The sequence below is a fragment of the Acetobacter sp. UBA5411 genome (genome assembly GCF_002409645.1).
Lineage (GTDB): Bacteria > Pseudomonadota > Alphaproteobacteria > Acetobacterales > Acetobacteraceae > Acetobacter.
In genome coordinates, this window is sequence record NZ_DHNR01000014.1 from 6,860 (window position 1) to 18,998 (window position 12,139).

12 protein-coding genes are annotated in these 12,139 nt (G+C 58.4%); all 12 read left to right on the forward strand.

Going from position 1 to position 12,139, the window contains the following annotated elements; translation table 11 throughout:
- Nucleotides 1–831 (forward strand): PepSY-associated TM helix domain-containing protein (locus B3759_RS04060; protein WP_291363859.1); only part of this gene is annotated, 831 nt, incomplete at its 5' end.
- Nucleotides 828–1,079 (forward strand): hypothetical protein, encoded by a 252-nt coding sequence (locus B3759_RS16840; RefSeq protein ID WP_349679287.1) that lies wholly within the window; start codon nucleotides 828–830, stop codon nucleotides 1,077–1,079. The genes B3759_RS04060 and B3759_RS16840, both read left to right, overlap by 4 nt.
- Nucleotides 1,076–1,822: a tonB-system energizer ExbB gene (exbB, locus tag B3759_RS04065; RefSeq protein WP_291363877.1), complete on the forward strand. Its 747-nt coding sequence runs from the start codon at nucleotides 1,076–1,078 to the stop codon at nucleotides 1,820–1,822. The genes B3759_RS16840 and exbB overlap by 4 nt, the downstream gene beginning before the upstream one ends.
- A gap of 5 nt (nucleotides 1,823–1,827) precedes the next feature.
- Entirely contained in the window at nucleotides 1,828–2,322 is a 495-nt protein-coding gene (gene exbD, locus B3759_RS04070; protein WP_291363860.1) for a TonB system transport protein ExbD, read from the forward strand.
- On the forward strand, nucleotides 2,319–3,191 hold the full coding sequence (locus B3759_RS04075; protein WP_291363861.1) for an energy transducer TonB: 873 nt from the start codon (nucleotides 2,319–2,321) through the stop codon (nucleotides 3,189–3,191). Before exbD ends, B3759_RS04075 begins: the two co-directional genes overlap by 4 nt.
- Nucleotides 3,192–3,195: 4 nt before the next feature.
- On the forward strand, nucleotides 3,196–3,624 hold the full coding sequence (locus B3759_RS04080; RefSeq protein ID WP_291363863.1) for an energy transducer TonB: 429 nt from the start codon (nucleotides 3,196–3,198) through the stop codon (nucleotides 3,622–3,624).
- A gap of 11 nt (nucleotides 3,625–3,635) precedes the next feature.
- Nucleotides 3,636–4,160 (forward strand): Fur family transcriptional regulator, encoded by a 525-nt coding sequence (locus tag B3759_RS04085; RefSeq protein ID WP_291363865.1) that lies wholly within the window; start codon nucleotides 3,636–3,638, stop codon nucleotides 4,158–4,160.
- A 94-nt stretch (nucleotides 4,161–4,254) separates the two neighbouring features.
- A complete protein-coding gene (locus B3759_RS04090) occupies nucleotides 4,255–7,482 on the forward strand; it encodes an efflux RND transporter permease subunit (protein WP_291363867.1) in 3,228 nt (1,075 codons plus the stop codon).
- A gap of 283 nt (nucleotides 7,483–7,765) precedes the next feature.
- Nucleotides 7,766–8,302 (forward strand): sigma-70 family RNA polymerase sigma factor, encoded by a 537-nt coding sequence (locus tag B3759_RS04095; RefSeq protein WP_291363869.1) that lies wholly within the window; start codon nucleotides 7,766–7,768, stop codon nucleotides 8,300–8,302.
- A gap of 79 nt (nucleotides 8,303–8,381) precedes the next feature.
- Complete coding sequence (locus B3759_RS04100; RefSeq protein ID WP_291363871.1) at nucleotides 8,382–9,365, forward strand: FecR family protein; 984 nt, start codon at nucleotides 8,382–8,384, stop codon at nucleotides 9,363–9,365.
- 169 nt (nucleotides 9,366–9,534) lie between these two features.
- On the forward strand, nucleotides 9,535–10,206 hold the full coding sequence (locus B3759_RS04105) for an STN domain-containing protein (protein ID WP_291363873.1): 672 nt from the start codon (nucleotides 9,535–9,537) through the stop codon (nucleotides 10,204–10,206).
- The gene (locus tag B3759_RS04110; protein WP_291363875.1) at nucleotides 10,203–12,068 is read left to right on the forward strand and encodes a TonB-dependent siderophore receptor; all 1,866 of its coding nucleotides are present in this window, start codon (nucleotides 10,203–10,205) and stop codon (nucleotides 12,066–12,068) included. The genes B3759_RS04105 and B3759_RS04110 overlap by 4 nt, the downstream gene beginning before the upstream one ends.
- Nucleotides 12,069–12,139 lie beyond the last annotated feature (71 nt).

A 12,139-nucleotide genomic window follows, 5' to 3' on the forward strand; every position in this document is an offset into this window, starting at 1 on the left:
CCCAAGGAGCCGCGCACCTGGACCGGCATCATCATGGGCATCTGCAACCGGCTTCATACCAGCCTGTTTGCCTATCTGCCCGGTCGGCTGTTTCTCGGCGCGATGGGCGGCGTTTTTGTCGCCTCGCTGGTGTCCGGCACAGTGCTGTATGGCCGATTCATGAAGCGGCTACCGTTCGGTTCGGTCAGGAGGGATCGGGCCTCGCGCCTGACATGGCTGGACCTGCACAACCTGCTGGGGGCCGCAACACTGGTCTGGGCGACGGTGGTGGGCTTTACCGGGCTGGTCAACGAACTCCAGACGCCACTGTTCGGCCTGTGGCGCGTGACCGATGTGCGCCAGATTTTGCGGCCCTACGCCAACCTGCCCGTGCCGTCGCAGGACCACCTGTCTTCGGTACAGGCCGCGTTCGACACGGCGGCCAAGGCAGCCCCCGGCAATGAGGTGACAGGCCTATCCTTCCCCGGCGCCTCTTTCGGCAGCCCGGTGCATTACGTGCTCTGGACGCGAGGCGCGACCCCACTGCGGGCACGGCTGTTTACCCCGGTGCTAGTCGATGCCCGCACGGGCGAGCTGACCGGGGCCTATCCGATGCCGTGGTATCTGCGCTTTCTCGAAATTTCCCGCCCGCTGCATTTCGGCGATTATGGCGGCATGCCGCTGAAAATCCTCTGGGCGCTGCTCGATGTGGTGGTGATCGGTGTGCTGGTCAGCGGTCTGGTGCTGTGGGCTGGCAAGCGCAGGATTGCCACCGACGCCCGCCTGCGGGCTCTGGGTTACGATCTGGATGATGCGGACGACTTGCCTGCTCTGGTGGAGGGCACGCGATGAACGCCGTCTCTCCCGAAACCCCTATGTCATCCCGACCTGTTTCGACATCACGTCACCCCGTCGCCGTCTGGCCATGGCCGATCGCGCTGGGCCTGCTCACCATCTTCGGCCTGCTGTCCGCCCTGCTGGGCCAGCACGGCGTCTGGCTGGCCCTGTCATGGGCAGCCCTGTCCATTCCCCTCATCGTTACGGTCATCTGCCTGATCCGGGCGTGGCGCAGACCGTCTTCCAAAGGAGGTCTCTCATGACCGATCTTGCTCCCATTTCCTTTTCCCCGTGGGACATGTTCCTCAATGCCGGGCCTGTGGTCCGCTGCGTGATGATCCTGCTGGCCGTGGCCAGTCTGCTGACCTGGACCATCTTCATCGCCAAGTCGGTCGAGCTGCTGCGCGTGCGCATGAAGCTGACAAAAGCCGAGCAGACGCTGGAACAGGCCAACACGCTGGATCTCGGCGAGGAAGGTACGCGTCAGAATGGCATCGCCCACACGCTGGTCATGGCGGCCGAGACCGAACGCAAACGCTCCGCCGACATCCCCGATGACAGCGAGGGACTGAAGGAGCGTATCGTCCTGCACCTCGAACGCCTTGAAGCCGCCGAGGGGCGCAGGCTCCTGCGTGGTACCGGCGTGCTGGCCACCATTGGCGCGACCTCGCCCTTCATCGGCCTGTTCGGCACGGTGTGGGGGATCATGACGTCCTTCACCGGCATCGCCGCCAGCAAGGCGACCAGCCTTGCGGTGGTGGCACCCGGTATTGCCGAGGCCCTGCTGGCCACGGCGCTCGGTCTGGTGGCCGCCATCCCGGCGGTGGTGATCTACAACCATCTCGCCCGCCAGACGGCCTCCTGCCGCGCACAGGTGGCCGATCTCACCGCGCTGGTCATGCGTCTGGTGTCGCGCGATCTCGGTCGCATGCAGGCCCTGACCGCCAGCGGACAGGTGGTGCGGTTGGGTGCGTCGCGTGACGCCCGCACGGTGGCAGGGGAGTAAGCGGCATGATCCGCATCCGCCATACCGATGAGAACCCGCATGAGGCGAGCGAGATCAATGTCACGCCGTTCATCGACGTGATGCTGGTGCTGCTGGTGATCTTCATGGTCACCGCCCCGCTGACCACGGTGAACGTGCCGGTGGACCTGCCATCCTCGACGGAGAAGCCGACGCCGCGCCCGGATGATCCGGTGTTCCTGACGGTGAAGGCTGATCACGGCCTAGCTCTGGGCGAGGATGATATCAGCACCGATGCGCTTCCCGGCGCGCTGGAAACCGCGACGAAAGGCAAGAAGGACGAACGCATTTTCCTCCGCGCCGACAAGACCGTGGATTACGGCACGCTGATGGGCGTGATGGATAAGCTGCGCTCCGCTGGCTATCTCAAGGTCGCGCTGGTCAATCTTCAGGGACAGGAAGAAGGCAGTGAAGCAGGTTCAACGCCTGCGCCATCCGGCAATACGGTTCCTGCCGCACCGGCATCTGGAGCAGCACCGTGAGCGGCACGGCAGACATGGCGCAGGAGCAGGATGTCGCCGTTGAGCGCGCGCCTTTCTCCTTTGCCGACTGGCAGCGCGAACAACTTCTTCTGGCCCGACGGGAAGATGCACTCCGCTGGGGCCTGTCCTTCCTTGCCGTTTTGGCGGTCTGTGGCGGCAGCATCTGGTGGGTCATGCGCCTGCCGCCACCACCGCTGGCCGTGCCCGAACCGCCGCCTGCCGCGATCGCCATCGACATGGCCCCGGAACCGGTCTCGACGCCCACGCCGCCGACGGATGCACCGATCGGTCCCAAACAGACACAGTCCATTCCCGATCCGGCCCCGGTCGAGCCGCCAAAGATCACGGCTCCGCCGTCACCCGCGCCCAATCCGCCAATCCCGGTGCCCAAGCCTGAGAAGCCGCGAAAGATCGTCAAGAAGAGCAAGCCGGTTCCACAACTGAAAAAGCCCATCCCGGACAAGACGCCACCGGCCGAGGCCACGACCGCGCCGCCGTCAGCGGAAGCGCCTCCTGCTCCAACCCAGGCGGCCCCGGCTCCCGGCGCCTCATCGTCGAAGGCGTCGCATGATCCGGTCACATGGCAGGGCGCGCTGCTGGCGCAGCTTGAGAAGTTCAAGCGCTATCCGTCCGATGCCATGGCCGATCATCAGGAGGGCGTGCCGACCGTGACGTTCGCCATGGACCGCAAGGGGCATGTGCTTTCGGTTCGGCTGACCAGCAGTTCCGGTCATGCGCTTCTCGATCAGGAAGCCGTGGCCCTGCCCAAACGCGCACAACCTCTACCCATTCCGCTGGACAGCGTCGCGGGCGACCCGATCACCCTGACCGTTCCCGTCGAATTCTACATCCATGCCGGTGGGAACTAAAGCTATGAGCAGGTGTCAGTATCGTGTGCCGGAACGGTATCTTTTTCCGGTCATTGGTCTTCTGGTTTTCTCGGCACTTCCTCCTCAACAGGGACAGGCTCAATCCGTTACGGAAAGCCAGAACGATCTGGCGCTGTGGCAGACCGGGATTGTCAGCAGACTGACAGACATCCGTCATTATCCTCCTCAGGCTCGGGCAGATCATGAGCAAGGCATTGTCCTTGTGGGTTTTGCGGTCGATCGGAGCGGGCGCATCCTGACCCCGGGTCTTGCCAGAAGTTCCGGTCATCCTTTGCTGGATGAGGAAGCACTCGCGATGCTCAGGCGTGTCGGTAATCTGCCACCCCCGCCGTCTTCCATTCCCCAAGATCCGGTTTTTCTGACCTTGCCGGTCATGTTCTGCCTGAACGCGAAAAACTGTCCAAGATCCTGAAAGGGTTTTCGATGCTGACCTTCTCCGAACACCGTCGCTCACCACCTGCGCTGAACCAGATCCGCCCCGGCATGAGGGCCAGCCGCAGCGCCGTACGCAGGCTGGAAGACCGTTGCGCAGACGTCGGCATCAGGATGACCGATCTCCGACGGGTGCTGCTGCATGGTGTTCTTGAAGCTGGTCCCGGGACGACTGCGGTGGATCTCTGGAAGACGCTGAGCCGGATGATGAAGCATGGACATGCCCCTTCACAGGGGTCAATCCAGCGCAACCTGAATCTCTTTGTGGAGCGTGGCATCCTGCGCCGGGATGTCACGCCTGACCGGCTATGGCGCTACAGTGTGACCCCGGAACGCAAGGCCGCTCTCGCCATTACTTTTGTGGAGGCCGGCACAGGTCGGAAGATCGCCTGCAACGCTCCGGAAGTCGCAACGTTGCTGAAGCGTGTGGCCGCCGAGCACGGTCTTGCAGTGCAGGGCGCCGCCATCACCGTAACGTCGTCGGGCACAACTGCGTCCGACATGGAGGCGCGGTGAGAAGAGCGAAACATTTTCGCCCGATTACTGGAAAAAACCTTTTTCCCGATCGTCTTTATAGACAAAGCCCTCCCGCAGGGACGGGACATCTTCCTTGAAATTCATCGCCTGGTTCGTCCGTCGCCCGGTGGCGACACTCCTGCTGCTGCTTTCCGCCGTGCTGTCGGGCCTGATGGCGCTGCCGCTCCTGCCGGTCTCGGACCTGCCCGATGTCGACCTGCCGGTGATCTCGGTCTCGGCGTCGAATGCCGGCGGCTCGCCCGAGGTGATGGCCCGCACGGTGGCCGCCCCGCTGGAACGGCATCTGGGCAATATCGCCGGCGTCACACAGATGGAGTCCATCTCCACGCGGGGGGAGACCTCCATCTCTCTGGGGTTTGAACTGGGGCGCGACCTCAATGGCGAGGCCCGTGACGTGGAAGCCGCGATCCGGGCCGCACGACGCGACCTGCCGACCACGCCGGGATCGGACCCCAGCTATCACCGTGCCAACCCCAATGCGACGCCGGTTCTGATCCTTGCGGTGACACCGGGCATGCAGTCCATGGCGCACCTCTATGATCTGGTGAACACCACGCTGCGGCCCATGCTGCTTCAGGTGCAGGGCGTGGGGGATGTGATGCTCATGGGCAGTTCCGCGCCTGCCGTTCGGGTGGAGATGAACCCGCTGCTGTTTTTCAAATACGGCATGGGGTTCGAGAACCTGCGGGCTGCACTGGCTTCAGCCAATGCCCATACGCCGAAGGGTGTGATCGATACGGCGGCGCAGCGCTGGCAACTGGCTGTCAATGATCAGGCTGAACACGCCGAGGCTTACCGGGATCTGGTGATTGCCTACAAAAGCGGACGCCCGATCCGGCTGCGTGATGTGGCCACCGTGACGGACAGCATGCAGGACGTGAATGCCGCCGCCTTCTTTGACGGAAAACCGGCGCTGACCCTGATGGTCCGCGCCCAACCGGGGGCCAATCTGGTGGGCATTGTCGATGCGGTGAAAGCCCGCCTCCCGCAGTTGCGCATGCTGATGCCACCGGGTGCGGATATCGAGGTGGCACGAGATGGTTCGGCCGTGATCCGCTCCTCCCTGCATCATACGCTGGTAACGCTGCTGGCCTCCTGTGTTCTGGTACTGGCCGTGGTGTGGGTATTCCTGCGCTCGTGGACGGCATCCGTGGCGGCGGCGATCATCGTGCCGTGCTGCCTGATCGCCAGCCTCGGGCCGATGCATCTGGCGGGGTTCGGGCTGGACAATCTCTCGCTCATGGCGCTGACGGTGGTCACGGGACTGGTGGTGGATGACGCCATCGTGGTGATCGAGAACATCATCCGCATGCGTGAGCGGGGGATGTCTGTTGATGAAGCAGCCATTGCCGGGGCCAGAGAAGTCGCGTTCACACTGCTCTCCATTACCGTCTCGGTGCTGGCGGTGTTTCTGCCGATCGGGCTGGCGTCGGGTCTGACCGGACGGCTGTTCCGGGAGTTTGCTGGCACCGTCGGCATTGCCGTGGCCGTGTCGCTGGTTCTGTCCTGCGTGGTGACGCCGTGTCTGACAGCGTTGTGCATGCGGTTTGCCGAAAACAGCGCCGCCATTCATCCGGAAGTGGATGCCGCTGATTTTCTGGATCATGAAAAACACAGCGGCAGCCTGTATCGCCGCATTCTGGAAATCTGCCTAACCCATCCTGGCAAGACGGCCTTACTGCTGCCGCTGACCCTGCTGGTGGGTGCCTTTCTGTTCACCCGTATGCCAAAGGTTGTGTTTCCGCGTCAGGATATCGGCATCGTTTCGGGCGGCTCACGCGGCAGCGGCAGTTCACTGGCCCAGACAAAAGCCCGGCTGGAACACTTCAGTCAGGTCTTGTTGTCCGATCCCGCTGTTAACCATGTCATCGCCTATCTCGATACCGGCGAAGGCTCCAGCCATGGCATGGTGTTCGCCACGCTGCGCGACCTGTCCACCGGGCGGGCGTCGGGAACAGAAGTGGCTGCACGTGTGGTGGCCCGGATGGGGAAAGACATTCACGCCGAATACCATGCCCAGGCGCCGGGCAACATCATGATGCGGGTCGGCTCGAACAGCAGCGGGGTGAGCTATATCCTGCGCAGCGAGGATGACCGGTTGCTGGGGCCAGCCACGCGGAAACTGGCGAAAGCCTTGCGCCGTCACCCGGAGTTCGCGGATGTTGACCCGGATGTCGATCCACCGAGACAGGGCATCACGCTGGCCATCGACCGCGATACTGCCGCCCGTGTCGGGGTCACACCGCAGGTCATCGGCAATACCTTGTCCGATGCGCTGGGCCAGACCAACGCCTCGGTCGTCTACACACCACACGGGCAATACAACGTGGTGCTGACGGTGGAAAACCGCTTTCAGCGCGATCCCGAGATCCTGAAGCAGTTCTGGGTCAGCCCGTCCGGTGGTTCCGCCTCGGGCAGTTCGGCGTCGAACACCATCCGGGTGGTCTCGTCGGCTACAGCCAGCACCACCGCCTCCACGAGTGCCACGGCGTTTCGGAACCAGATCGCCAATTCTCTGGCGGGTGGAGCGAATGCTTCCACCGGATCGGCCGTGGCGACGGGAGCGGAAACGCTGGTGCCACTGTCCGTCGTGGCTCGTATCACCCCCAGCCTCGACCCGGTGGCTGTGACCCATATCGGTTACGCCAGTTCCGCCTCTCTGGCGCTGGAACTGGCACCCGGTGTGAGCCTGTCGCAGGCACAGGCCATCATTGATCAGGAATGGCGCAACCTGCATCTGCCGGAGAGCATCACCGGGGAATTGCAGAGTGACGAAGGGGATGTTGGCAAAAGCACGCATGACAGCGAGATCCTGATCGTCGCGGCCATCCTGGCTGTCTGGATCACGCTGGGCATGCTCTATGAAAGCGTGTGGCACCCGCTGACCATCCTCTCCACCATCCCCTCGGCCGGGATCGGGGCAGTCATGGCGCTGGACCTGTTCGGACTACCGTTCTCGGGCATGGCGGTCATCGCCATGCTGCTGCTGACCGGCATCTCGCTCAAGAACGCGATCCTGCTGGTGGATTTTGCCATCCATGCCGAGCGCGAACGCAGCCTGACGTCACGGGATGCCATTCGTGAGGCCTGCCTGCTGCGCCTGCGGCCCATCGTCATGACCACCTTTGCGGCAGCTCTTGGGGCGCTGCCGCTGGTGCTGATGGGCGGCTACGGGATGGAGCTACGCCAGCCGCTCGGCATTGCGCTGATCGGTGGCCTGCTGGTCAGTCAGGCACAGACCATGTTCACGACCCCGGCGCTTTATCTTCTGGTGGCCAAGGCAGTTATCCGTTTGAAATAATGCAAAAACAGGCAGTCTGCTTCCTGTAACTCATTTTGATATTTCAGGAAGTCTGTCGATTTGATCCGCTCTGCCTCATTGCCAATACATCGTATATCCAGATGCTGCGCGACGAACAGGCCGCCGGTTTTTATAGGGGTAAAAAACGCTGTCCTGACATGCTGGTCATCCTGCACGTCACAACCGCTTCCCACCTCTTTCATCCTTGCTATTGCGATCCATTCTTAATAATGTTCGCCATGCTTCGGCATGTCAGATTCTGTGAACGCTGGAACGGAATGCAGTGGCAAGCGACGAAACAATTCTTTCAGTCTATCTGGACAACAGGCTTCGTTTCCTGAACCTCGCCACCAGAATTGTCGGCTCCCGTACAAAAGCCGAAGACATCGTGCAGGATGCTTTCGTCAATGTATCGCAGGCGGTCAGTAGCGGCACGACCGTCATCAGCCCCCTGCCCTATTTCATACAAATCGTGCGACGGCTTTCTCTGGATCATATGCGTTCAGGTAAGGTAAGATTTGAAGAAACATATACCGAACAGGTTCTCGCAGCACTCTCGGTAGACTATCGAACACCTGAAGATTCCTCCCTCTCCCGGTCGCAACTCGCCATCGTTGCTTCTGTTCTGGACACTTTGCCAAAACGGACACGCCTTGCTTTCGAAATGCAGAGATTTGGCGGCTATAAGCTGCGTGAAATCGCTGAGGTTCTCGACATCTCCATAGGACGAGCCGCACAATTGATCGCGGATGCGTTCAGGGAATGTAAATACGCTCTGGACGAGGAGAAATACCGGACGAAAAAAGACCCTCTTCCTTGAAAACAGGATATTTCATTCGTCTCATTATAAGGCACGCTATCAGAATATGGCGTAAGCTCATTTTTTCCATGGGGATTCCATGAACGCCTCCTCGACCGAAGATGATTCACAGGCAGTCTCGGAGGCTACCGAATTTCTGGTTCTGCTTCTGGACGACCCGGAGAATACGTCGCTGCATGCGAAAATTCAGCGGTGGAGAAAAGCTGATGCCACACACGATGCGGCCTGGCGAAGCATGGTTGATATCTGGCATCTGACAGGAGATATCGGGCCTGTTCTCCTACCGCTCGAAAGAGCTTCCATCAGTCAGCCGAAAAATCCTGTTTTCAGACGTCGACGCATCCTCGCTTTTGCTGGTGCCATATGTGCATGCGGGTTCACCTTTCTGTTCAGAAACGATATCCGTCTTTCTGTTCTCTCTGATTATCAGACAGGTGCAGCCGAAAACCGAATGGTCCAGTTACCTGACGGCAGCACCGCGACATTGGGAGCGCGTTCCGCCATCGCCGTTCATTATGACACCCACCAACGGCAGGTGAGTGTTCTGGCAGGCGAGGTGTTTTTTAATGTTCGCCATGACAGCGCTCATCCTTTTGTCGTTCTGGCTGGCAAGATGACGGCTCGTGACATCGGCACACGTTTCGATGTCAACAAAAGCGACGACCGGATCGACGTGGCCGTCAATGAAGGTCGTATTGGCCTCAACTATGGCATTCAGGGCACGACCAACGAACGGCAGATGCTCGCAGGAGATCTCGTTTCGATCAACGTCCGGTCAGGGACAGTCACGCAGTTTCATGTGAATCCGTCCGAAGTCGGTTCCTGGAAGGAAAAACGCCTGACAGTCAGCGATGCAACCGTTCATTCAGTGGTGGAAACACTGCGGCGCTATTATCCGGGCTTTATTGTTACCTATGGAAAGGGCCTTGATACGATCCATGTCGCCGGATCGTATGATCTTACAGACATACCGGGCGCCCTGAAAGCGGTCGCAGCTCCTGCCCATGTTTCGGTCAGAGAGATAGGCTCTCGTTTTCTGCTGATCAGCACGAAATCATCCTGATCAGCTCCAGCGATAGTCCTCTTTCAAAACACGTCTTTTCTAACCACACCACATCACAATTTTTCTCTTTTCCCCTATAAAAAGACGGCCTCCATTCTTCTCATAATTATGCGAATGATAATTGATCGCATATCTGTGTGGTATTCGGGAAGAAGAGGCGACTTTAAGGATGGCAGCCAACAGGCAGACGGCTCCGCGCGCTGCGCAGCGTTTTCGGCATTACCTGATGATCGGCATTACGGAAATCGCTCTGCTGCATGGCGTTCCAGCTTTGGCGGCATCGTCTGACCCGTCACAACAGGACCGCGAGGTCAAAAGCTTCCATATTCCCGGACAATCGCTCGCCAGCGCGCTATCGGCCTTTGCCCAGCAATCGGGACAGCAGATATCCTACGATCCCGCCATAACGACAGGCATCTCGACAAAAGGTGTTTCGGGTACATTGACGCCAGAAGCAGCCCTTTCCACTCTCCTGAACGGAACATCCGTTCAGTTCCGCAGACTGAATGCGCGTACACTCATTCTGGAGCGCAAAAACTCATCATCAATCACACTTGGTCCTGTCCGCGTGGGAGGAGCAGTCACCCGTCAGGACCCGACAGGTCCCGGCGTTGGTTATTTTGCCGAAAGTACCATGGCTGGAACAAAAACGGATACCCCACTCATCGAAATTCCCAATTCGATTTATGTGGTGACCAAGCAGCAGATGGTCGATCAGCAGGCCCAGAATGTTGCTCAGGCATTACGATACAGTGCAGGCGTTTATTCTGAAGCTCAGGGTACAAATCTGACCGGTGCAGCCTATAGCGGTGAAAACGGCATAGGCAGCGTGGTTTCGTGACAACGCAGTTTGTCGATGGACTGCAATCCAGTTCCTATACAGCCGCAGAAACCGCTTTTCTGGATCGGATTGAAGTCGTGAATGGCCCGGCATCCGTCACATATGGACAGACCGCTCCGGGTGGTCTTATCGGGATGGATTTGAAAAAACCCACCGCAACGCCACTGCGGCAGGCCACAGTCGGCTTCGGAAACTGGGGACGATACGAAGCAACCATTGATGTCAGCGACAAGATTACCAAAAGCGGCAACCTGCGTTATCGCGTAGCGGCCATTGGTGTGACTCAAGGAACGCAGACACAGTATGTCGATTATAAGCGCGTCGGTGTTCTGCCGTCCCTGACATGGGATATTGATCACAAAACATCATTGAGCGTTCTGGGGAGTTATATCTACACCCCGGATAGCGGTGCCAATACGGTTGTCTACCCTCTTGTCGGATCACTTCTTCGCGGCCCTTACGGAAGGATTTCCCGCAGCGTATTTCTTGGCATGCCTAGGTGGAACACGAACAAGACAACGTCATCCATGTTCGAATATCAGTTCCATCACAAGTTCAATAATTTTCTGGATTTTCAGCAGGTGTTCCGATGGGAAGCATCTGACTGGGATCTCCAGAATTCCTATTTCAACGAGCAGGTTTCCGCCAGCGAGGTCAGACGAAGAGCATGGGAGGTACAGGGATATAATCGGACCGTTGCGCTTGATACCCGTCTAACGGGACGTGTCGTAACAAGACCGCTTCACCATACCTGGATTGTCGGGTCTGATTTTCGTCAGATTGAATCAAAGACCGCCAACATGTTTGGCGAATTTGACACGCTTAACCTGTTTTCTCCTGATTACAATTTCGTGCCCTGCATAGCCAATCCTTACACATGCGGCTCTACGGGTTATCTCACTCATACCTCCTATTTTCAGGAAGGTGTCTATTTTCAGGATCAGATCAAATGGCGCGGACTGTCTGTTATTCTGGGTGGTCGACAGGACTGGTTCAATACGACAACCCGTAGCGGGTCCCGGCAATACAATTCGGATGGCACCTCGACTATTACAAGCGGATCACCAAGCGAGCGCCCACAATCGGCGTTTACCTGGCGTGCCGGCCTTGTCTATAAGTTCGACTTTGGCCTTGCTCCATACTTCAGCTACAGCACTTCATTTGTCCCTCAAACAACAAGTGACTGGCGCGGAAAACCGTTTTCACCACTCACAGGAAAACAATTCGAAGTTGGTCTGAAATACCAGATTCCAAAAACCGAGGTTTTTCTAACGGCGGCAGCCTTTCATCTTAATGAAGATCATTATCTTGTCGGAGACAACGAACATCCGAACTTCAGTGCCGATGCTGGTCGGGTCGCAGCCAAAGGGGTCGAACTTTCAGCAAACGCCAATATAACAAAGGATCTGCATCTTACGGCGTCCTATACCTATACGGATATTCGGTATGCAAAAAACAACCTGACGACTTCCAAAATCGATCTGGTTACTCTGAGTGAGACGGAGCTTGTCGCGGAACAGGGAAAATATGTGCAGAATGTCCCCCGCAACATGATGTCGGCATTTATCGATTACACCCTGCCTCGTTCCATATTTCATGGATTGGGCGTCGACTGGGGTATTCACTATATAGGCTTTACCTATCCCGATGCCGCCAACTCTTACAAAGTCCCAGCCTACGTGCTTTTTGATATCGGCGCACATTATGATTTTTCGGAACTCTCTCCGAAACTCCATGGTTTAAAGGCTCAGTTGGCAATTTCTAATCTGACAAACAAATATTATGTTACCGGGTGTTCTTCGGATCAGTGCTATGTGGGGCAGGCCCGTCGTTTTTACGGGAACATCTCCTATAACTGGTGATGTTTTTTAAATCTGGACCAGTGGCAAACCATGCTCTACCAAAAGTAATTAGGCTCAGGACCCATTGATAT

Coding starts and splice junctions, on each gene's coding strand:
- B3759_RS16840 (WP_349679287.1), top strand. CDS start 828: ATGAACGCCGTCTCTCCCGAAACCCCTATGTCATCCCGACCTGTTTCG.
- exbB (WP_291363877.1), top strand. CDS start 1,076: ATGACCGATCTTGCTCCCATTTCCTTTTCCCCGTGGGACATGTTCCTC.
- exbD (WP_291363860.1), top strand. CDS start 1,828: ATGATCCGCATCCGCCATACCGATGAGAACCCGCATGAGGCGAGCGAG.
- B3759_RS04080 (WP_291363863.1), top strand. CDS start 3,196: ATGAGCAGGTGTCAGTATCGTGTGCCGGAACGGTATCTTTTTCCGGTC.
- B3759_RS04085 (WP_291363865.1), top strand. CDS start 3,636: ATGCTGACCTTCTCCGAACACCGTCGCTCACCACCTGCGCTGAACCAG.
- B3759_RS04100 (WP_291363871.1), top strand. CDS start 8,382: ATGAACGCCTCCTCGACCGAAGATGATTCACAGGCAGTCTCGGAGGCT.
- B3759_RS04105 (WP_291363873.1), top strand. CDS start 9,535: ATGGCAGCCAACAGGCAGACGGCTCCGCGCGCTGCGCAGCGTTTTCGG.